Source organism: Affinundibacterium seohonense, assembly GCF_014284305.1.
GTDB lineage: Bacteria > Pseudomonadota > Gammaproteobacteria > Burkholderiales > Burkholderiaceae_D > Undibacterium > Undibacterium seohonense.
This window is the reverse complement of the sequence record NZ_JACOFW010000019.1, coordinates 62,033-82,461: the sequence shown is the minus strand read 5'-3', so window position 1 is coordinate 82,461 and position 20,429 is coordinate 62,033. Positions and strand designations below refer to the sequence as shown.

Here is a 20,429-nt window from a genome sequence, read left to right as displayed (position 1 = left end):
TTATTTTTGTCGCAAAATTTCGAATTGATTGGTCAATCATGTTTGAGTATATCCGTACCCATAAACGCATCATGCAAGGCGTGCTGTTGGTGATTATTTTTCCTTCATTTGCTTTGTTTGGTGTTGATAGCTTCATGCAGTCACGTAATGCAAATCAATCTGTGGCGACGGTTGCAGGACAAGCGATCAGCCAGCAAGAATTTGATCAAGCTTTGAGTAATCAATTAGATCGTTTGAAGCAAGCATATGGTCAGAATTTCGATGCTCAGATGCTGAATACGCCTGAAGCACGTCAAGGCATATTAGATGATTTGATCGCACGTAAAGCCTTGGCAGTTGAAACGGCAAAGAGTAAGTTGACCGTGTCTGACCAAGCTTTGCAGCAGAGTATTCTCGAGACCCCAGGATTGAAGAAGCCAGACAATTCTTTTGATAGTGATCGTTACAAAAGTTTGTTGGCGATGCAGGGTATGACGCCAGCCATGTACGAAGCTAGTTTGCGTCAAGATATGACATTGCAGCAGTTGGTTGGTGCTGTACAAAATACCGCAATTAGTTCTAAAGCCGTGGCAAATCGTATCGCTCTAATCTCCGAGCAAGAGCGTGAAGTGCAGTCTTTAAATTTCCATGCGAAAGACTTTGCAGCATCCGTTAAAGTGACTGATGATATGTTGCGTGTGTACTACGATAAAAATGCAAAACAGTTTGAGATCCCAGAATTGGTCAGTGCTGAATACGTCGTTTTGAGTAACGATGTATTAGCAGAACAAATCGTGGTGACTGATGCCGAAGTTAAATCACATTACGACCAGAATACAAAAAATTACACGACTGATGAGCAACGTCGCGCAAGTCATATTCTGTTGAACCTGAAAAAAGATGCTGCAGAAGCTGATGCCAAGGCAGTCAAAGCGAAGGCGGAAAGTTTATTGGCGCAAGTGCGTAAGGATCCAGCTCAGTTTGCCAAATTGGCGAAGGAAAATTCTCAAGATCCTGGATCGGCAGAGCGGGGTGGTGATCTGGACTTTTTTGCGCGTGGTGCGATGGTAAAAGCCTTTGATGAAACTGCATTTAAGTTGAAAGAAGGCGAAATTAGTGGATTAGTTCAGACTGAATACGGTATTCACATTATTCAATTGACTGCAATTAAGCCAGCAGCCGTGAAGTCACTTGATGACGTCAAAGCGCAGTTAATTAGCGACATTAAGAAACAAAAAGCGGGTAAGGCCTATGCCGAAGCTGCCGAAACTTTTACCAATACAGTGTATGAACAAGCCGATAGTTTGCAGGCAGTTTCTGATAAATTGAAATTGAAGATCGAGAAGGTGTCGAATTTAAACCGCCAACCGATTCCTGGTATGCCAACGACAATGATTGCGAATAACCCGAAGTTTTTGAGCGCAATTTTTTCTGAAGATGCATTGAAGAAAAAGAATAATATTGAAGCGATAGAGATTGCTCCCAATACGCTCGTTTCTGGTCGTGTTGTGGAATATAAGCCAGCATCCAAGCGTCCATTTGATGAGGTTAAAGCAGTGATCCAATCAAAGGTTTTGGAATCGGAAGCACTGGCTTTGGCTAAGAAGTCTGGTGAGGCTAAGTTGCAAGCATTGAAGTCCGCTGACAACGCCAATGGTTTTTCTGATGTGAAAGTCGTGTCTCGATTGAAAAAGGCCGATCTGAGTAGTGAAGCTCTATTGGCGCTCGTGAAGGCAGATGTGCAAAAATTGCCGACTTATGTTGGCGTGGATGTACCTGGTGTCGGCTACGACGTTTACCGTATCAGTAAAGTTTCTGTTGGCACTCCTGATCCCGTGCGTCGCGCTGGAGAAGCGCAGCAGTTAGAAAATTCTGCTTCACAGCAGGACGTTTATAGCTACATTGAAGCGCTCAAGAAAAAGTCGAAGGTGGAAATCAATAAGGCTGCATTGAATAGTAAAGCGAATACCAATGCGCCATAACTAGTGGTTCTCAACCACGTAAATAATTCTTTTTATTGCAGATGCCGTTCAGTAAAAACTGAGCGGCATTTTTTATTTTAAAACCGCATTAAGTAAAGCGCTTGAGGCTTGCTTAGTTCGATTCAGATTTTTCTAAAGAGCGCTCATGCCCATGTTTGCTACTCTTAGATCTCAAAGTGTCGTTATTGCCTCACTATTCTCTTCAAAGCTTCTTCAAAGAACGCATTCATCATTAAGAATTCTTACTGAATATTAAACTTCAGCGACGGTATCCAGTTGTCGCATAAACCTGTAGCTAAGCAGCCGATGTAGGCTTGTAATTTGTCTTTTTTTGTCGCGTTTTATCTTGATGTCCTGTTGTTTTTGGACTGATTTCAAATAATTTCTCTAAACGGTGAAAAGTTGCTTTGCAATACAGGTTATATTTGATTTGTATCAATGTAGCCCATGGGAACGATTGCTATCCTGCATCTGTAATTTTATTAACCGAGTGAGATCATGACAATAAACAATGAAAACACCTACAACTATCGAGTTGTTCGCCAATTTTCTGTCATGGCAGTAGTTTGGGGTGTGGTTGGCATGCTAGTTGGCGTGCTGATTGCAACTCAACTTGCCTGGCCAGAATTTTTATCCGGTATTTCCTGGTTGAGTTATGGGCGTTTGCGTCCATTGCATACCAACGCGGTGATTTTTGCCTTTGGTGGCTGTGCCTTGTTTGCGACCTCGTTTTACGTAGTTCAACGTACCACTAACGCGCGTTTATTTGGTGGCCCTTTGATCGAATTCGTATTTTGGGGCTGGCAACTGGTGATCGTGGCTGCAGCAGTAACTTTGCCATTGGGTTTCACGCAAGGTAAAGAATATGCTGAGTTGGAATGGCCAATAGATATCTTGATCGCATTGGTATGGGTCTCGTATGCCATCGTGTTCTTTGGCACGATCGTCAAGCGTAAGGTGGAGCATATCTATGTGGCGAACTGGTTCTTCGGTGCCTTTATCGTTGCGGTTGCCGTTTTGCATATTGTAAATAGTGCTGCGATGCCAGTGTCTTTCCTGAAATCATACTCGGCCTATTCAGGTGTGCAGGATGCGATGGTGCAATGGTGGTATGGACACAATGCCGTTGGTTTCTTTTTGACCGCAGGCTTCCTTGGCATGATGTACTACTTCGTTCCTAAGCAAATTGGTCGTCCTGTGTATTCTTATCGTTTGTCTATTGTCCATTTCTGGGCATTGATTTTCACTTACATGTGGGCGGGCCCGCATCACTTGCATTACACCGCGTTGCCTGACTGGGCGCAATCGATTGGTATGCTGTTTTCTCTAATTTTGCTCGCACCGTCTTGGGGTGGTATGGTCAACGGCGTGATGACCTTATCTGGCGCCTGGAGCAAGCTGCGTTCTGACCCTATCTTGCGTTTCTTGATCGTGTCTTTATCGTTCTATGGTATGTCAACTTTTGAAGGTCCAATGATGGCGATCAAAACGGTGAACGCTTTGTCTCACTACACTGATTGGACTGTCGGTCACGTCCATTCTGGTGCATTGGGTTGGGTTGGCTTTATTTCTATCGGTAGTTTGTACTACTTAGTGCCACGCTTGTTTGGTCAGACAGAAATGTATAGCAAACGGTTGATCGAAATGCATTTTTGGATCGCGACAATCGGCATCGTTCTGTATATCGCTGCGATGTGGATTGCGGGTGTGATGCAAGGATTGATGTGGCGTGCGGTCAATGAAGATGGCACCTTGACTTATACCTTTGTTGAATCTGTTAAGGCAACTTATCCCTATTATGTTATTCGTTTAGCTGGTGGCGTGTTGTACCTGAGCGGTATGTTGTTGATGGTATATAACGTTGCGAAAACGATGATGCTCGCAAAACCTGTGAACAATGCGATACCTGCGTTGCCAGCACATTCGGCTCACGCCTAATCTCGAGTCATCATTAGGAGAATCTCAATGCGTAAATTTACTCATGATTTGATCGAGCGCAATATCGGTCTTATGTTAGTGCTGGTCATCTTGACGATCAGTGTTGGTGGTTTAGTTGAAATCGTGCCACTGTTTTTTCAAAAATCCACGACGCAGGCTGTGCAAGGCATGAAGCCATATACGGCGTTGCAATTGGCTGGACGCGATGTGTATTTGCGCGAAGGCTGCTACGGCTGCCATTCACAAATGATCCGTCCGTTCCGTGCTGAAACTGAGCGTTATGGTCACTATTCTGTTGCTGGAGAATCGGTCTACGATCATCCATTTCAATGGGGTAGTAAGCGTACCGGTCCAGATTTGGCGCGCGTTGGCGGTCGTTATAGTGATACTTGGCACAAAGATCATTTGACTGATCCGCGTTCCGTAGTTCCTGAGTCAAACATGCCAGCCTATCCTTGGCTGTTGACGGCGACTGTTGATGGTGCCGGTATGGCACCAAGAATGCGCGCAATGCAGATTTTGGGTGTGCCATATACGGCCGAAGAGATCGCTAAATCTTCCGAGGAAGTTTCAGGTAAAACTGAAATGGAAGCTTTGATTGCTTACTTGCAGGTATTGGGTACCGCAATTAAAAACAAAAACTAGGATGACTTGATACTTCAGGAGAGTCAAAGATGAGTTTCACAATCTTAAGCAGTGTGATGACCGTGATCAGCATGATTGCGTTTATCGGCATCCTATACTGGGCCTTTAGTTCTAAGAATAAGGCTCGTTTTGAAAAACAGGCACAGTTGCCACAAGATGAAGAGAATGGAAAAGAGCCATGGCAGACTTTATAAGTGAATGGTGGAGTACCGCAATCGCCGTAATAACTGGCATTAGTATCCTTGCGTGCGGAGTGTTATTGTGGTCTCAATCCAAAGTGAAAGTGAAAATTGGTACTGATGGTAAGCCATTGCCAGCCGAAACTACTGGTCACGTTTGGGACGAGTCTTTGATGGAGCAAAACAATCCTTTACCAAAATGGTGGATGTGGTTGTTTTATCTGACGATCGTTTATAGCGTTGGGTACTTGATTGTGTATCCAGGCATGGGTTCTTACAAAGGCACTTTTGCTTGGAGCCAAGAGGGGGCATACGAAAAAGAAATGAAGGAGGGCGAAGCCCAGTATGGTCCTTTGTTTAATCAGTATCTAAATACCGACGTGAAACAGGTCGCAGTTGATCCGAAAGCGCGTGAAATTGGTCAGCGTCTGTTTTTGAATAGCTGCGCCCAATGCCATGGTTCGGATGCGCAAGGTGGCAAAGGCTACCCTAATTTGACGGATACAGACTGGTTGTATGGCGGTGCTCCTGAGACAATTAAACTCACGCTTCAAGAAGGGCGTAATGGACAAATGCCACCGATGGGGGCTGCACTCGGTACAGAAGATGACGTGAAGAATGTCGCCAACTATGTATTGAGTTTGTCAGGTGCTGCGCATGATCCGATCAAAGCCGCATTAGGCAAGGGCAAGTTTGGCGTATGCGCCGCTTGTCATGGTGCTGATGGCAAAGGTAATCAAGCACTTGGCGCTCCTAATCTGACTGATAAAGTTTGGTTATATGGCGGTGGGATCGACAATATTATGGAAACCATCAATAAGGGGCGTGCTAACCAAATGCCTGCGCATAAAACGATCCTAACCGATGCTAAGATTCATCTATTGACGGCGTATGTTTGGGGTATGTCTAATTCAGGGAAGACCGCAGTAACTGAATCAGAAGCAACAGCATTGAAACAAATTGCCAGTACACCAGTTGCAGCTGAAGTTGAAGTCGTACCTGCAAGTAAATAGCAATCAAATTACCGGCTACATGCCGGTAAATTAACCGGGTATTAACGTCGTATATGAAGAAAATTCCAATTATCCCAGTGCCAGTCGATGAAGCTGAAATGGCACTATTTGAAGAGCGGAAAAAAATCTATCCGCGTACCCAAAAAGGCTGGTTTCAGTCTTGGCGCTGGGCATTGGTATTTTTTACGCAAATTTTATTTTACGGTTCTGCGTGGTTGACCTGGAATGACAGGCAAGCCGTACTGTTTGATCTGGTCAACCGTAAGTTTTACATTTTTGGTTTGGTCTTGTGGCCGCAAGATTTTATTTACCTTGCCGTGCTTTTGGTGATTTCGGCTCTATCTTTGTTTTTGTTTACGGCGATTGCCGGACGCTTGTTTTGTGGATATGCCTGCCCACAAACGGTTTATACAGAGATATTTATGTGGGTTGAAGCCAAAATTGAGGGCGATAGAAGTGCGCGCGTCAGGCTTGATAATTCGCCGATGTCCCTCACAAAATTCCGTTTAAAAACAACCAAGCATTTGATCTGGCTGGCTATTGCCTTGTGGACCGGATTTACTTTCGTTGGTTATTTTACGCCGATTCATAGTTTGGCCGAAGAATTGTCAACCATGTCGCTTGGACCATGGGAAACTTTCTGGTTCTTGTTTTATGCATTTGCAACTTACGGCAACGCCGGATTTATGCGTGAGCAAGTTTGCAAATATATGTGCCCATATGCTCGCTTTCAAAGTGCGATGTTTGATAAAGATACTTTGATTGTGACTTACGACACGGATCGCGGTGAACCACGCGGTGCACGTACTAAAAAAATTGACTATCAAGCTCAAGGCTTAGGGTCATGTATTGATTGCGGAATATGCGTTCAGGTCTGTCCGACTGGAATCGATATTCGCAATGGACTCCAATATGAATGTATCGCTTGCGGTGCCTGTATCGATGGCTGCGATCAAGTGATGGATAAAATGGGGTATGAGCGGGGATTGATTCGCTATACCACGGAGCACGCTTTGAATGAAAAAATGACGAAGGAGGCAATGTGGAAACACGTATTCCGATTGCGTACTTTGATTTATGGCGCGATTCTCGGGCTCATCATTTTAGCCGCCGGCATTTCACTCGTGTATCGGGTGCCGCTGAAGGTAGACGTTATCCGAGATCGTGCGATGCCAAAAATTACTGAGATTGGTGCGATTGAAAATGTTTATCGTCTGCAAATCATGAATACGCTGGAGACTGATAGAACTTATCAAATCTCAGTAAAAGGGATTCCAGGTGCTGTGATTGTGAATGAGACCGAGGTGATGATTAAGGCCGCGACTAGCCATGTGTTTCCGGTGCGAGTTCGGATACCTGCAGGTGCTGCGCCGATCGGTTCGAATCGCTTGCGTTTTGTCGTAACCGATGGGGAAAATAGTAAAGTCACTGTCACAGAAAAAGCGGTATTTATTGTGCCAAGATAAAGGAAGAATATGAACTCTGCAATTTTGACTCATGCAATTAAAAAAGATGTTTGGTACAAAGAACCGTGGTTACTTTTAGTCATTGGTGGGCCTTTGTTGGTCGTTTGTGCCAGTTTGTTCACCGGATTTATTGCATTTCGTGGTGCTGATCAGGTAGTTGCGAAAGATTATTATCGTCAAGGTTTAATGATTAATACTAACTTGCAACGAGACGCCAAAGCCCTAGAATTAGGCTTGAATGCGAATCTTCAGTTGGATCTTGCGAATAAAAAAATTGTAATGCAGCTGACTTCAAAGCAAGCACTACCGGAGCTTGTACAGATTAGTCTGGCTAGTTCGGGAGCGATTGACGGTGCTGTCGAAGAAGTGGTGCGACGCATACCGTTGAAATTGATAAGTGCGGGGAAGTACCAAGCAGATCTCGTGAAAGATCCTAAGTTCGAAACGGCGATTCATACTGGTGCTATCCACATCTTGCACGTAAAGCTCGAAACAAATGAATGGCGACTCACAGGTGATTGGCTCAACCCACTTGAAAAAAATCTGCAAATTACGCCAGGGCGATAGACTTGGTTTGGTAATGTAGGCACGTGGTTTGTCTAGTGCCTATTTGGAATTGTTATATGCTTGTGCAAATGTTGTTGGCTTTTCTCATGTAAAAAATAAATAGAGAGGTGAAGTTTGGAACAGAACAAACCGCAGCAAGAAGAAATCTCCATGCGCTCCATGTTAATGGTTGTGCTTTGGCCGGCGTTTCTTATGGCTTGTGTTGGCACAGGCGTATTTTTCAGTCTGATCGATCCCATGGAATTGATTGTGTTAGATGAGCGTTTGCAAGTGCATATGCTTGGCGCTTACACCATCGGATTTCTAATGTTTTGGGTTCTCGGTATTTTTTCTAGCTGGCTGACGGCTTTACTCTTACAAAAAATTCGGTAAATACAATGGCATTGAGCACCACACCAGAAACTATCGTTAAAGATAATTTAGAGATCTCAGAGGAGTTGATTCGAAAATTTGACACTTTAGGACCGCGCTATACATCTTATCCTACCGCTGATCGATTTCACGCGGAATTTACTGAAGCCTCATATCTCCAGTATTTGCAGGAAAGAAATTCTTCGACAAATAAACCGCCACTGTCGCTGTATATTCACATTCCATTTTGTGCTTCACTCTGCTATTACTGCGCATGCAATAAGGTGATCACGAAGGATAGATCTAAGTCTGCGATCTACTTGGATTATCTTGCTAAAGAGCTAGCACTAGTGAAACGGCATTTGAGTGCTAGAGAGATCATTTCTCAGTTGCATTTGGGTGGCGGTACGCCAACCTTTTTAAGTCCGGATGAAATGCGTGGCTTGATGGCGATGCTGCGTGAGAATTTTGAATTTGCGGAAGATGCTGAAATTTCGATTGAAATTGATCCGCGTACTGTGACCAAGGAAACACTGCAGTTATTAGCCGAACTAGGATTTAACCGGACTAGTTTGGGTGTTCAGGATTTTGATGAGCAAGTTCAGCTTGCTGTTCACCGTATTCAACCATTTGAGATGGTTGAAGAGTGTATTCATCAAAGTCGGAAAGTTGGATTCCAATCAATAAATTTTGATTTGATTTATGGTCTGCCAAAACAAAATTTGGAAAGCTTTTCTCGTACGCTTGACCAGGTTATTGCTTTAGCACCTGCCCGCATTGCTTTGTACAATTATGCGCATCTCCCGACCCGTTTTAAGCCGCAACGTCGGATTAATGAGGCTGATTTGCCATCAGCAGAATTACGGTTACAAATTTTCCTAATGTCATTGCGACGCCTTCTGGCCGAGGGCTATGTCTATATCGGTTTAGATCATTTCGCGAAACCAGACGATAGCCTGGCGCTGGCTGTGAAAGATAAGTCGCTTCATAGGAATTTTCAAGGATACACGACACGAGCAGATTGTGATTTGATCGCGTTAGGTCTGTCATCGATCGGTAAGGTTGGCGCATCTTACGTGCAAAATTTACGTACTTTAGATGAATATTATGCCGCCCTCGACGCTGGTCGAATGCCAGTGGAAAAAGGTTTTCATTTAACTACTGATGATTTATTGCGACGTGAAATCATTATGGATTTAATGTGTAGTGCAGCCCTTAACATTCCTGAGATTGAAGAAAAATTTCAAATTGATTTTGCTGAGTATTTTCAGGACGAGTTATCGAGAATACAGAATTTCGCCGATGAAGGCTTGGTTGCTGTCGGTAGTTCAGAAGTCAGTGTGACATCCAAAGGGCGGATGTTTGTGCGAGCGTTTAGTATGGTTTTTGACCAGTATTTGTCGCGTCAAAGTGCAGCTAAATACTCTAAACTGATTTAAGTACACTGATGTTGACGCTCCCGCTGATGTTGGCCGCTATTTCTGCTGGTTTGATCGGCGGCTTTCACTGCGTGGGAATGTGTGGTGGAATCGCAAGCATTCTTACTAGTTTATCCAGCTACAAACTTACCCCCGTGACGTCCAACGACGTTGGACTCGCCAATGCAGATGGATTATCTACTGCAAAAGTGATTCCTATACAGCCAGTTCAAGATACTTCTGGGGCCATCCACAAGAAGCTTCAAATCCGTAGGCAAACTATCGTCTATCAGCTCAAATTACATGGCGGACGGCTTTCGACCTATATGCTAATCGGTGCTTTTTTTGGTGGTCTGGGGGCTGCTAGCTTGCAGTGGAAGGCAGACTTACCCGTGACGCGGGTTCTCTTTATTTTAGGGAATGTGGCTTTAGTTTTCCTAGGAGTACGACTTTCGGGTTTTCCTGTCGGCTCGCTTTTTCCGCGTTTTATCAGCGAAAAATTCACTAAAGCCTATGGTGGACTTATGCGGTTTGGCCACAAACCTGCAATGCATCCCTACCTAATGGGATTGGTTTGGGGTGGATTGCCTTGCGGCCTTTCGTATGCGATTGCGCCATTTGCACTGCTTTCAGGCGCTGCTTGGTCAGGCGCGGTATTAATGCTTTTGTTTGGCTTGGCGGCATTGCCACATCTATTGATTGCACAGGCGATGTCACGTCAATTAAAGCAACATGGGATGATGTTTGTTCTGCAACTTGTCTTTGCTGTACTACTGATAAGTTTGGGATTATTAGGTCTGTTTTATTTTGATATGAAAAATATGCCAGATTTTTTATGCATTACACCAACTTATTAGTGTGCAGATGATTTGCTTTATTCCCGTAGTTTTAGCAGAGTGGCTAGAATTTCATCGGCTGTTTTAACCAATTTCGCGGAAAATTCAAAACCGGCTTTATATTGCAGGTTATTGGTCAATTCAGTGGCTAAGTCGGTACTGCTAAATTCATTTACATTGTTTGTTTGCCCAGCAAGTTCCTGCGCAGCTTGGCTGATATTCACACGAACACCGCCATTGGGGTTTTCTTGAAAACTAGCAACTTGTGTTTGGTAGCCTTTGGTGAGTGCATTGGCAACGTTATTCGCGGTGCTATCTAAAGCGCCTTGATAAGCCTTCATACCAGAAATACCAATAGCAAGACTGGAAATGGCCATGATGTCGACTCCTTAAAGATAGATGAAATGCGCGAGGCAGTTTCAGGATAGCTTGATTTTCGACTGACTGCCAGAAATTTTAGCTTGAAACTTAAATCCTCAATACGACTCAAGACGGATTTCAATACGAATGCAACTATTTTGTACTCATGGGCGAATTTGCATTCTCAGAATTTAAGGGGATACAAATTTGAATTTGCGTTCCCTTACCAACCTCGCTGTGAACCTGAAACTCACCGCGCATGGCTTTGACGCGTTCACGCATGCCAACTAAGCCAAAAGAGCGGGTTTTGTTCATTGCACCTTCTTCAATTCCCCTGCCATCGTCTTGAATCGCAAAAGTAAGAGCGTCGTGTGTACGATCAAAGTGAATATCGACATGATTGGCTTTGGCGTGGCGTGCGACATTCGTCAATGATTCTTGAATAATGCGGAAAATCGCGGTACTGCGCTCGTCATCTAAAATCAATTGCTCTTCATCGGCAATCAAATCGCAGTGCACACCATGCCTTTGCGAAAACTCTTTTTGTAATGTCTGCAGAGCAAAGAACAGCCCGCCCTCATCTAATGCGCGAGGGCGAAGGTCAGTGGCAATTCGGCGCAATGTCGTAATCGACGTGAGTAGTAGTTGATCGATGCTAGATACCGTTAATCTCGACTTTTCTGTCATAGTCTGATCGCGTTGCAATAGAGATAAATCCATTCGTAATGCAGCTAACAGTTGTCCTAGGTCGTCATGTAATTCGCGGGCAATATGTTTGCGTTCTTCCTCGCGTATGCTCTGTAAGGCCGAGGATAATTGCGTCAGCTCAGAATGATACTGCGCCATTTTTTCTTTGGCGGCTTTTCGTTCGCTGATATCGCGAAAAATGACGGTGAAGAAGCGTTTATCATTTTCGATCAAACTGGAGATTGATGCTTCGATGGGAAATTCGCTGCCATTGGCGTGCAGACCCGTCACATAATAGTCATCAAAGCTACCTCCCATTTTGCGTTTGGTTTTTCCACGTTCGCCAAATTGATTCACATGTGCACTATGCACATGACGGTGCCTCATCGGGATAACGATGTCGATGGAAGCACCCATCAGATCATTGACTGCATAGCCAAAAATATTTGCGGCAGCAGGATTTGCCAGAATAATTTCGTGTTGATCATTGATCGTAAGAATGCCATCCATGGCGGTTTCAATGACGCCTGTTAATCTTTCTTTGTGGATGCGAAGCTCATCTGCAGCTAATTGTAGATCTTGCGTACTTTGAATTAGGCTGGAATAGGGGGCATGAATATTAATCCCAACCATGCCACGATAAATCGCCAGTGCCGCGAACAATTGAAATCCATGACCAATGGCGACGAAGATCTCATCAGGAAAACGATATAAGGAAAAGTAAATTTCCGAAATCGCCATCATTACTGCTGCAAAAAATAGCAGACTTCTTTTAATCTTGAGATGTCCTTCGATACTGAGGTTGTCAGTTGAAATGATTTGACGATAAAACAGCAAAGCCGTGACGGAATTGGTGGCAACTAAAATTATTTCACATTGAATTTTGAAGTTGGTCTGGCCACTATCTTTGAGGTAAGTGGTTGGTAAGACTTCAGGATAGTTAAATATGATAGTGGTGACAGCTAATGTAAAAAATAGGCCGAGGCAAATACTAATTGTTGAGATCTTGTCAGAAACATCGATATCACGGTTTTGTAGTACTAAACCTAGCAAGGTAAAGCTGATCAGAAAGCGTGATAGTAGCCAAAAGCTTAGTGATTTATGCATGTCAACTGCAGTCAGAAAACCTGGCATACCTTGAAATGAAATGGCATGAAAGAATCCAAACGTCGAGGCGCTCAAAAAGGTCACAGCTAGAATCAAACTGCTACGTTTGCGTAAGTTGCCGAACGCGTTCCAACAAACGATAAAGACGGACGTGAAAATAATGATGGTGGCTGTTTCTAGTCCCGTATGTATGGTCAAGGCATTGGGGATTTTTATTTGTGCAAGCCATGCTTGCTGCGACCACAAATAGCTGGAAATTAAAAATAGCACAAGGCTCAAAAAGGTAATGCCTTGTAGTTCATTGGGGATGAGTTTTTTCATGTGCAATGAGTTTGATTTGTAAGCGAATTTTGAATCGATATTGGCGAAGGTGAAGTCGTGATTAGCCTAGTGATGCTGGTAACGACCAAGTACAAATATTCAAGGGGGACATCATACTTCAATACGATCGAATCAAATAGCAGCTTTATTTGTAAAAAAGCCCGATGTCAATCGGGCTTAGGGCGTGTCGGTTTAGAGCTTGAGATTATGCCAATGTCAAAGTGCCTTTTCGCCTAGAGTTGTACTTGATGACAACGCCATATTGTCATCAATGCGACAAGAGTACTGGGATGTCCATCGTTTCTAGGATAGTCCGGGTCGTGCCGCCTAAGATCATTTCACGGAATCGTGAGTGTGCATAGCCACCCATAATCAATAAATCGGCATTCAATTCTTGGCACGTGGCGAGCAGCGATTTGCCAGTGTCGTGATTACTAAAGCGTGCCGCGATCTCGACTTTGACGCCATGTCGTGCCAAAAATAAGGCAATATCTGCACCGGGTTCCTCACCATGCGCTTCAGAATGTTTGCTTGGATTGATGATGGAAACATGGACGAACTGACTCTGTTTAAGTAGAGGCAACGCATCAGTCACAGCTCTTGCGGCCTCACGACTGCCATCCCAAGCAATTACACATCGCTCCGCAAAGCTAGTCGATACGCAATGATGTGGTATCACGAGTACGGGGCGACCTGAGTTGACGATCATGAACTCTGGAAAATCCGAAAGTACCGAAGGCGAAGGTTCATTTCGGTTGGTTTGACCTATCACAATGAGATCTGAGTACCGTGCCCGTAAGCCAAGTCCGCCGTTTGCTTCATCATTGGCGATTAAGGATTCAGTGGTGGTGATACCAAGACCCGCACTGACTTGCTTAAATTGCGTGATGGCTTTTTCGGCTCGTTCACGTAATGCCCCTAAGTGCAGCATGATATTGGGATCGCCAACACCAAGATCTGTACTCTCAAAAATATAGCGTGAGATTCCAGTGAGGGCGACTCCCGTTATATGCGCATCAAACATGCTGGCAATCTGGTGTGCTACATGGGTACGTTTGATAGCGTCTTTGGATTCGTCTATATGTACCAAGATGGTCTTGTAAGTCATATGCAATCCCACGTTAATTAGCTGCTACAAATTGATTTTGAGTTCGAGAGTGTTAATTAAGTGCTGCCGCCAATTCGCCATTCCATTGAGGCAGTAGATTTTTATTGACTAACGCCGTGACTTTCTCTGCTACTTTAATGCGTGCTTTCGCTGGTGGTAAGCGGCGTAGTGTTTTTAGTGCGACCGGATCGATTAAATTAATTTCACGTTGTTCTACTGAAATCATACCTAATTCATTCAGCGCAGATAAGGTACGACTGACTGTTTCCAAAGTCAAACCTAAGTAGCTACCAATTTCCTGACGTGTCATACGTAAATTAAAGCTGCGACCAGAATAGCCCATTTGATTGAAGCGTTCTCCTAAATTTGTCAGGAAACGAGCGACTTTTGCTTCTGCACTCAGGGCACTGAGCATGCTGATCATGAGTTGCTCACGTACTATTTCGCGACTCATTACACTAAACATCGCTTGTTCCAATTCGACATGGATACGCCCTAATGCGGTAAAAGTTTTGTATGGCAGTAAAATCATGTCGCAATCACTCAACGCGATGGCTTCGGAAGCATAATGTTGCTTATGAATGCCATCGATACCAAGTAAATCGCCTTTCATGGGGAAGCTCAACACTTGTTCGTTGCCATATTCGTCGATGTGGACAGTTTTTAAGAAACCAGAATTGACGATGTAAAGAGTGTCGAATGACTGACCAATGCGGTGTATGCGCTGGCCAGCTTTGAATCTTACATGTTGAAACAAGGTGTCCTCTTCATCCGCGCTGACTGGCGCTGGAATCGCTAATAAGTCGCAAACCTGGCGCAAGTTAGACCACAGACTGCCTTGTTGGCGCCATGCATTATCAGGCATCGTATTAATGTCAACAAAGCGGTTTGGCTGAGAAAGTGTAGATAAATTCGACATGATTGACTCTCTTTTATATTGAATTTGAATGCTGTTTAACTTGGATTTTTTTGCGTGTTGCGAATGTCGTTGCTGATGATTTCTAGATCAATGAGCTGTCCCAGTACCTTGCCATCGATGCAGAAGGTTGGGTATCTGTTCAAAATCTGTGGACTTGTCGAGAAAGCTGTCAGCCCCAGCTCTGAGTGCTTGCATACGATTTGCTTCACTCGAGTGATTGGTCAAGACAACTACACGAATTTCAGGATGGGTATTTTTGATTTTTTTTAGTAAGACTAAGCCATTGCCGTCACTGAGCTGAATGTCAAGAATCATGGCATCTGCATGCGCATTAAGAATTTTTTCGTAGGCGCTCCCGATGTCGGGGCTAATGCCAACGATGCTGACATCTGGCAACTCTTCAATAAATCGCACTAAGCGATTTTGAATTAAAAGAGAATCTTCGACGATAAACAAATTCATGGCACGTGTATTCTTTGAATGGACTAGCGTTATTTGCATGTGTCCATTATGGAGAAGTTGACGTTTGATTTATATCAGTGTTCGCTGATTTACAGTGTGGGACTTTGCCAAGGGATTGTAGGAATATTCCTAGCCGGCAAATATTTGGAAGGGGGATAGAGAAGGGGGATTTATCGACTTATCCCCCATGGTGCAATGTACGGTACGTTGCACAGCGGGTCATTTGAGTAAGTGATGAGTCATCGCGTATTGCACTAACTCGGAGATCGATTGCAGCGCCATTTTTTGCATAATTCGTGTTTTGTGAGTACTGACCGTTTTCACACTTAGATGCAGCATTTCCCCAATTTCGGTAATCGATTTGCCTTTGGCTAGATGGCAAAAGACTTCAAATTCGCGATCAGAAAGTGCACTGTGGGTTTGGTCGTTGTTCGCAGAAGGCATTGCTGACATCGCTAATTGCTCGGCGACCTCCATGCTGATATATGGTCGACCTGATGCAACTTTTCTGAGCGCAGTAACCAACTGAGTTCCGGCACTTTCTTTAGTCAGATAACCGTTCGCACCAGCCCGGATAGCGCGTACTGCGTATTGTTCTTCCTCATGCATCGTGAGAATTAAAATCGGCAGCTTTGGAAATTCCTCTTTGATCTGGTGGATTAAGTCCACGCCGCTGCGACCCGGCATCGATAGATCTAACAGCAATACATCAAACTCCTCTGATCGTACTTTAGTGATGGTGTCGTGGCCATCGATTGCTTCGCCGATCACCTGAATATCGTCTATGCCCTCTAAGATACGCTTTAATCCTTCGCGCATGATGGTGTGATCGTCTGCAATTAAAATTCGTGTCATAACGTAAGATCTTTGTATGTCTGGTCAATACTTCGAGGGTAATTTTGATTCAATCTTGTGTTTAGGTAATTTCGCGAATTTTAAATTGTCGGCCTTTAATATTGCAGCGACCAAGCTTGTTTAAGACCTGTTCGGCGATATCGCGATCGACTGCGACGTAGGACATGAATTCAAAGACATTAATTTTCCCAACTTGATTTTTGCTAACACCAACATCGCCTGTTAACGCGCCAAGAATATCGCCGGGGCGTAATTTATCCTTTTTGCCGCCGGCAATGCAAATGCTGATTTTCGGTGCGATTAACTCTGTTCGATTGAGGCTTAGCTCGCTTAAAAATTTCCAGCTTACACTTTGGTTTTGATATTCTTCAATCAGACGTACCCATTTTTTTTCATTTGGCGCAGCAAGCGTCAACGCTAAACCACGTTCGCCCGCGCGACCGGTTCGGCCTATACGATGAATATGTACTTCCGTATCTTTTGAGACGTCAACGTTAATCACTGCCCCCAGAGATTGAATGTCGATGCCACGTGCTGCTACATCAGTGGCAACGAGTACCGAGCAACTTTGATTGGCAAATAGCACCAAAATTTCGTCGCGATCTCGTTGCTCCATGTCGCCATGTAGGGCGAGGGCGGTGATGCCTTGCTGTTGTAATTCTTCGGCGAGTTCATCGCAATGAATTTTGGTGTTGCAAAATGCGATTGTCGAAATTGGCTGATAATGGAAGAGCAATTGGCTGACAGCTGCGTTTCTGTTGTCAGCGCTAACTTCGAAGAAAAATTGTTCAATTTGTTGACTGGCGTGTTGGCTTTCGACTTTGACTTCAACTGGGTCACGGAGAAAACTAGACGTGGCATGACGCATGTCATTTGGATACGTTGCGGAAAATAGTAGTGTCTGGCGGCGTGGGGAACAGGCTGCAACGATGCCGACGATGTCTTCAAAAAAGCCCATGTCGACCATACGATCGGCTTCGTCAAGTACTAAGGTCTGCACCGTTGCGAGATTGATGCTGCTTCGACCTATGTGGTCGAGTAAGCGACCCGGGGTGCCAACCACAATGTGTGCACCATGCTCTAGCGAGGCGATTTGCGGACGCATGGGAGCACCTCCGCACAAAGTCAGTATTTTTACGTTGGGTGTGGCGCGTGCTAAGCGGCGTAACTCATTGGATACCTGATCTGCCAATTCTCGCGTCGGACAAACTACCAGTGCCTGCGTGGCAAAATAACTGGGATTTAACTTGCTTAAAATGCCGATTCCAAAGGCCGCTGTTTTGCCGCTGCCGGTTTTTGCTTGCGCAATTAAATCGCGATGTTCCAGCATGACAGGGATGCTGCTTGCTTGAATTTCTGTCATTTCTACATATGCCAAACTTTCGAGATTGCTGATCAAAGCGGGGCTCAGTGGTAGATCGGAAAAGCGTTTTGCAGTTTGCGTCATGTGATTGCTCATTTTTCTGAATGCTGGACGAAGAGCGAAGTCTAACAGTTGCCGTTAGTCTGTACCATGTCTGCGGTACTCTAGAGTGGCTTCAATTAAAATTTTCGTGTCAATTGATTGTTTTCTTGATTACTTTCGTGTTTGTATTGGCAATGTACTGACAGCTGTTCTGCACTTTTAAGAAAAAATTCATGGAAATAGAAATTAGACATGTTTCCTAGCTGAAGTGGTTTCGTGCTAAAATCTAAGGTTAGATGAATTCTTGAAATTTTGTCTTAACCCTTTCTTTTTATTGGAGTTTTTAGATGGCTATCGAACGTACATTATCAATCATCAAACCTGACGCAGTTGCAAAAAACGTTATCGGTCAAATCGTAAGTCGCTTTGAAGGCGCTGGCTTGAAAGTTGTTGCAGCTCGCTTGACACAATTGTCCCGTGCTGAAGCAGAAGGTTTCTACGCTGTGCACGCTGCACGTCCATTCTTCAAAGATTTGGTCGATTTCATGATCTCTGGTCCAGTTTTCGTACAAGTATTAGAAGGCGAAAACGCGATTTTGACAAATCGTGATTTGATGGGCGCAACGGATCCTAAGAAAGCAGAAAAAGGCACAATCCGCGCTGATTTCGCTGAATCTATCGATGCAAACGCAGTTCATGGTTCTGATGCTGCTGAAACAGCTGCCAATGAAATCGCTTACTTCTTCCCAGCATTGAACGTGTATTCACGTTAATCTGTACTGAAGTAAATGTATTTGTAATTATTCGTTTTAACTGGGGCGCTAGCCTCAGGCGCGAGAAAAATTTATCTGCGAAGATTTAATTGAGAAGATTTAAATGACGGCACTCACCAACTTATTGGATTTTGATCCTGCACAGCTCGTGGCATATTGCGGCGAGCTGGGTGAGAAGCCGTTTCGCGCAAAACAATTGCAGCGCTGGATACATCAATTCGGCGCTAGCAATTTTGATGAAATGACCGATCTGGCAAAATCTTTGCGAGAGAAGTTAGCTGGTCGTGCGCATATTTCCGCGCCAGCAGTGATAAGCGATCACACGTCGACTGATGGAACCCGTAAGTGGCTCGTCGATGTCGGCAATGGAAATGCGGTTGAAACCGTATTCATTCCAGAAGAAAATCGTGGCACCTTGTGTATTTCTACGCAAGCGGGCTGCGCAGTCAATTGCCGTTTTTGTTCTACCGGCAAACAAGGATTTAATCGTAATTTAAGCGTAGGTGAAATCATCGGCCAATTGTGGATGGCTGAATTTGAACTGCGCCGTACCAAGGGTATAGAGCCTGGCCCCAAAGGTGAGCGCCAAATCACCAACGTTGTGATGATGGGGATGGGTGAGCCGCTATTGAATTTTGAGCCAACTGTCACCGCATTGAAATTGATGCTGGATGATAATGCCTATGGCTTGTCACGTCGTCGTGTGACTTTGTCAACCAGTGGCGTCGTGCCGATGATTGATAAGTTGTCTAAAGAATGTCCCGTGGCGATGGCAGTTTCGCTGCATGCGTCGAACGATCAATTGCGCGATGGCCTAGTTCCCCTGAATAAAAAATATCCTTTGCATGAATTGATGGATGCCTGTCGTCGTTATTTGGAGTTCGCTCCACGCGACTTCATCACCTTCGAATATTGTATGTTGGATGGTGTCAATGACACCGATCAGCATGCACGAGAACTGGTCGCTTTGGTGAAAACGGTTCCGTGCAAATTTAATTTGATTCCGTTTAATCCATTTCCAGAGTCTGGATTAAAACGATCATCCAACGTACGAATTAAATTGTTCGCACAAATTTTAATGGACGCTGGTATTGTCACGACTGTGCGTAAAACGCGCGGTGATGATATTGATGCGGCCTGCGGTCAATTGGCTGGTGAGGTGCAAGATAGAACGCGGGTGCAGGAGCGTATGCAGCAAATGTCGGAGTATCAGAAGAAATTTGGTCCCAATTTTGGCAAAATTACGGAGATAAAATAATGCGATTTTACAAGTCGACTTTTGTACTGATTATTACTTTTTGTGCGATGTTATTGTCGGCTTGCTCTAGCTTAAAATCTTCCAATTCGATGGATGATGAAAAGACGGTTGCTGGAAATCCAGATATTCAACGCCGTGTTTCAATTCGTATGCAGCTCGCTGTTGATTACTTCAAAGAGGGACAGTTTAAATTGGCCTTGGAAGAGATCAGAAACGTCATTTCTTTGTCGCCACAATTTGCTGATGCATATAGCCTTCGTGCATTGATACAAATGGAAATGAGTGATCCACAGCGTGCAGAAGAAAATTTCTTGCATGCCTTGAAATTGGATTCAAGTAACTCCGAGATTAGAAATAATTACGCTTGGTTTTTGTGTCAGAACGGCCGTGAAAAACAGGCCTTGCCACTTTATGATCGTATTCTTTCTGATCGTAGTTATCCAACGCCGATCAAGGCAATGTTGAGTGCTGGTGTTTGTAGCCTGCGCATGAAAGATATTGCAAACGCCGAGAAGTACTTCTTGATGGGATTTCAGGAGCAGCCGAATAATCCGTCTGTTAACGCCAATTTGGCTAAAGTGTATTACGACAAGGCGCAGTTTGAAAAAGCGAGGCCATATATTCAACGTGTGTTGAAAGAAGAAATCTTTGCTGCCGATGTGTTGTGGATAGCAATAAAAATTGACCATAAGTTAGGTGATCAAGCTTCGGTGAATGGCCTCGGGACTCAGTTGCGTCGCCGACACCCAAATTCGAGGGAGTTTGCTTTGTTTCAAAAAGGTGCTTTTAATGAATGATGT

20 protein-coding genes are annotated in these 20,429 nt (G+C 44.3%); 13 read left to right on the top strand and 7 right to left on the bottom strand.

The genetic code is table 11. The features are described 5' to 3' along the window. Window positions 1–38: 38 nt before the first annotated feature. The 10 genes from H8K52_RS15455 (at window position 39) to H8K52_RS15410 (ending at window position 10,395) form a co-directional block, all read left to right on the top strand. On the top strand, window positions 39–1,961 hold the full coding sequence (locus tag H8K52_RS15455; protein ID WP_186923811.1) for a SurA N-terminal domain-containing protein: 1,923 nt from the start codon (window positions 39–41) through the stop codon (window positions 1,959–1,961). A 498-nt stretch (window positions 1,962–2,459) separates the two neighbouring features. Next, window positions 2,460–3,899 carry a cytochrome-c oxidase, cbb3-type subunit I gene (gene ccoN, locus H8K52_RS15450; RefSeq protein ID WP_186923810.1) on the top strand — a complete coding sequence of 480 codons (1,440 nt, stop codon included), beginning with the start codon at window positions 2,460–2,462 and terminating at the stop codon, window positions 3,897–3,899. Window positions 3,900–3,926: 27 nt separating this feature from the next. Beyond that, on the top strand, window positions 3,927–4,544 hold the full coding sequence (gene ccoO, locus H8K52_RS15445) for a cytochrome-c oxidase, cbb3-type subunit II (RefSeq protein WP_186923809.1): 618 nt from the start codon (window positions 3,927–3,929) through the stop codon (window positions 4,542–4,544). 29 nt (window positions 4,545–4,573) lie between these two features. Further along, complete coding sequence (locus H8K52_RS15440) at window positions 4,574–4,738, top strand: cbb3-type cytochrome oxidase subunit 3 (RefSeq protein ID WP_186923808.1); 165 nt, start codon at window positions 4,574–4,576, stop codon at window positions 4,736–4,738. Next, window positions 4,723–5,736 carry a cytochrome-c oxidase, cbb3-type subunit III gene (gene ccoP / locus H8K52_RS15435; protein WP_186923807.1) on the top strand — a complete coding sequence of 338 codons (1,014 nt, stop codon included), beginning with the start codon at window positions 4,723–4,725 and terminating at the stop codon, window positions 5,734–5,736. Before H8K52_RS15440 ends, ccoP begins: the two co-directional genes overlap by 16 nt. Before the next feature lie 53 nt (window positions 5,737–5,789). After that, window positions 5,790–7,202, top strand: coding sequence for a cytochrome c oxidase accessory protein CcoG (ccoG, locus tag H8K52_RS15430; RefSeq protein WP_186923806.1), 1,413 nt, complete (start codon window positions 5,790–5,792; stop codon window positions 7,200–7,202). Window positions 7,203–7,211: 9 nt separating this feature from the next. After that, a complete protein-coding gene (locus tag H8K52_RS15425; RefSeq protein WP_186923805.1) occupies window positions 7,212–7,769 on the top strand; it encodes a FixH family protein in 558 nt (185 codons plus the stop codon). A 114-nt stretch (window positions 7,770–7,883) separates the two neighbouring features. Beyond that, on the top strand, window positions 7,884–8,141 hold the full coding sequence (locus H8K52_RS15420) for a hypothetical protein (protein ID WP_186923804.1): 258 nt from the start codon (window positions 7,884–7,886) through the stop codon (window positions 8,139–8,141). A 5-nt stretch (window positions 8,142–8,146) separates the two neighbouring features. Next, window positions 8,147–9,559, top strand: coding sequence for an oxygen-independent coproporphyrinogen III oxidase (gene hemN, locus H8K52_RS15415; protein WP_186923803.1), 1,413 nt, complete (start codon window positions 8,147–8,149; stop codon window positions 9,557–9,559). 8 nt (window positions 9,560–9,567) lie between these two features. Further along, a complete protein-coding gene (locus H8K52_RS15410; protein ID WP_186923802.1) occupies window positions 9,568–10,395 on the top strand; it encodes a sulfite exporter TauE/SafE family protein in 828 nt (275 codons plus the stop codon). 17 nt (window positions 10,396–10,412) lie between these two features. Here the strand turns inward: H8K52_RS15410 and H8K52_RS15405 are convergent, their stop codons facing one another. From H8K52_RS15405 to dbpA, 7 genes are all read right to left on the bottom strand, one after another. Continuing rightward, complete coding sequence (locus tag H8K52_RS15405) at window positions 10,413–10,751, bottom strand: flagellar basal body rod C-terminal domain-containing protein (RefSeq protein WP_186923801.1); 339 nt, start codon at window positions 10,749–10,751, stop codon at window positions 10,413–10,415. A 136-nt stretch (window positions 10,752–10,887) separates the two neighbouring features. Further along, window positions 10,888–12,849 (bottom strand): MASE3 domain-containing protein, encoded by a 1,962-nt coding sequence (locus tag H8K52_RS15400; RefSeq protein ID WP_186923800.1) that lies wholly within the window; start codon window positions 12,847–12,849, stop codon window positions 10,888–10,890. Between the two features lie 268 nt (window positions 12,850–13,117). Further along, window positions 13,118–13,957: a universal stress protein gene (locus H8K52_RS15395; RefSeq protein WP_186923799.1), complete on the bottom strand. Its 840-nt coding sequence runs from the start codon at window positions 13,955–13,957 to the stop codon at window positions 13,118–13,120. A gap of 52 nt (window positions 13,958–14,009) precedes the next feature. Continuing rightward, window positions 14,010–14,822: a helix-turn-helix domain-containing protein gene (locus tag H8K52_RS15390; RefSeq protein ID WP_186923827.1), complete on the bottom strand. Its 813-nt coding sequence runs from the start codon at window positions 14,820–14,822 to the stop codon at window positions 14,010–14,012. Window positions 14,823–14,963: 141 nt separating this feature from the next. Next, window positions 14,964–15,377, bottom strand: coding sequence for a response regulator (locus tag H8K52_RS15385; RefSeq protein ID WP_222613801.1), 414 nt, complete (start codon window positions 15,375–15,377; stop codon window positions 14,964–14,966). A gap of 180 nt (window positions 15,378–15,557) precedes the next feature. Further along, window positions 15,558–16,193, bottom strand: coding sequence for a response regulator (locus tag H8K52_RS15380; protein ID WP_186923797.1), 636 nt, complete (start codon window positions 16,191–16,193; stop codon window positions 15,558–15,560). 61 nt (window positions 16,194–16,254) lie between these two features. Further along, window positions 16,255–17,640 carry an ATP-dependent RNA helicase DbpA gene (gene dbpA / locus H8K52_RS15375; protein WP_186923796.1) on the bottom strand — a complete coding sequence of 462 codons (1,386 nt, stop codon included), beginning with the start codon at window positions 17,638–17,640 and terminating at the stop codon, window positions 16,255–16,257. A 305-nt stretch (window positions 17,641–17,945) separates the two neighbouring features. Between dbpA and ndk the strand changes: the two genes are divergently transcribed. The 3 genes from ndk to pilW all read left to right on the top strand — a co-directional run bounded on the left by ndk (window position 17,946) and on the right by pilW (window position 20,426). Then, window positions 17,946–18,371 carry a nucleoside-diphosphate kinase gene (ndk, locus tag H8K52_RS15370; protein ID WP_186889323.1) on the top strand — a complete coding sequence of 142 codons (426 nt, stop codon included), beginning with the start codon at window positions 17,946–17,948 and terminating at the stop codon, window positions 18,369–18,371. Between the two features lie 103 nt (window positions 18,372–18,474). Continuing rightward, complete coding sequence (rlmN, locus tag H8K52_RS15365) at window positions 18,475–19,629, top strand: dual-specificity RNA methyltransferase RlmN (protein WP_186923795.1); 1,155 nt, start codon at window positions 18,475–18,477, stop codon at window positions 19,627–19,629. Beyond that, window positions 19,629–20,426, top strand: coding sequence for a type IV pilus biogenesis/stability protein PilW (gene pilW / locus H8K52_RS15360; RefSeq protein ID WP_186923794.1), 798 nt, complete (start codon window positions 19,629–19,631; stop codon window positions 20,424–20,426). The genes rlmN and pilW overlap by 1 nt, the downstream gene beginning before the upstream one ends. The last annotated feature ends 3 nt before the right edge of the window (window positions 20,427–20,429 follow it).

Excerpts from the sequence above, each read along its gene's own strand:
- H8K52_RS15440 (WP_186923808.1), top strand. The coding sequence starts at position 4,574 with ATGAGTTTCACAATCTTAAGCAGTGTGATGACCGTGATCAGCATGATT.
- hemN (WP_186923803.1), top strand. The coding sequence starts at position 8,147 with ATGGCATTGAGCACCACACCAGAAACTATCGTTAAAGATAATTTAGAG.
- dbpA (WP_186923796.1), bottom strand. The coding sequence starts at position 17,640 with ATGACGCAAACTGCAAAACGCTTTTCCGATCTACCACTGAGCCCCGCT.
- rlmN (WP_186923795.1), top strand. The coding sequence starts at position 18,475 with ATGACGGCACTCACCAACTTATTGGATTTTGATCCTGCACAGCTCGTG.
- pilW (WP_186923794.1), top strand. The coding sequence starts at position 19,629 with ATGCGATTTTACAAGTCGACTTTTGTACTGATTATTACTTTTTGTGCG.
- ndk (WP_186889323.1), top strand. The coding sequence starts at position 17,946 with ATGGCTATCGAACGTACATTATCAATCATCAAACCTGACGCAGTTGCA.
- H8K52_RS15405 (WP_186923801.1), bottom strand. The coding sequence starts at position 10,751 with ATGGCCATTTCCAGTCTTGCTATTGGTATTTCTGGTATGAAGGCTTAT.
- H8K52_RS15380 (WP_186923797.1), bottom strand. The coding sequence starts at position 16,193 with ATGACACGAATTTTAATTGCAGACGATCACACCATCATGCGCGAAGGA.
- H8K52_RS15400 (WP_186923800.1), bottom strand. The coding sequence starts at position 12,849 with ATGAAAAAACTCATCCCCAATGAACTACAAGGCATTACCTTTTTGAGC.
- ccoG (WP_186923806.1), top strand. The coding sequence starts at position 5,790 with ATGAAGAAAATTCCAATTATCCCAGTGCCAGTCGATGAAGCTGAAATG.
- H8K52_RS15395 (WP_186923799.1), bottom strand. The coding sequence starts at position 13,957 with ATGACTTACAAGACCATCTTGGTACATATAGACGAATCCAAAGACGCT.
- H8K52_RS15425 (WP_186923805.1), top strand. The coding sequence starts at position 7,212 with ATGAACTCTGCAATTTTGACTCATGCAATTAAAAAAGATGTTTGGTAC.
- ccoN (WP_186923810.1), top strand. The coding sequence starts at position 2,460 with ATGACAATAAACAATGAAAACACCTACAACTATCGAGTTGTTCGCCAA.
- H8K52_RS15455 (WP_186923811.1), top strand. The coding sequence starts at position 39 with ATGTTTGAGTATATCCGTACCCATAAACGCATCATGCAAGGCGTGCTG.
- ccoP (WP_186923807.1), top strand. The coding sequence starts at position 4,723 with ATGGCAGACTTTATAAGTGAATGGTGGAGTACCGCAATCGCCGTAATA.
- H8K52_RS15390 (WP_186923827.1), bottom strand. The coding sequence starts at position 14,822 with ATGCCTGATAATGCATGGCGCCAACAAGGCAGTCTGTGGTCTAACTTG.
- H8K52_RS15410 (WP_186923802.1), top strand. The coding sequence starts at position 9,568 with ATGTTGACGCTCCCGCTGATGTTGGCCGCTATTTCTGCTGGTTTGATC.
- ccoO (WP_186923809.1), top strand. The coding sequence starts at position 3,927 with ATGCGTAAATTTACTCATGATTTGATCGAGCGCAATATCGGTCTTATG.
- H8K52_RS15385 (WP_222613801.1), bottom strand. The coding sequence starts at position 15,377 with ATGCAAATAACGCTAGTCCATTCAAAGAATACACGTGCCATGAATTTG.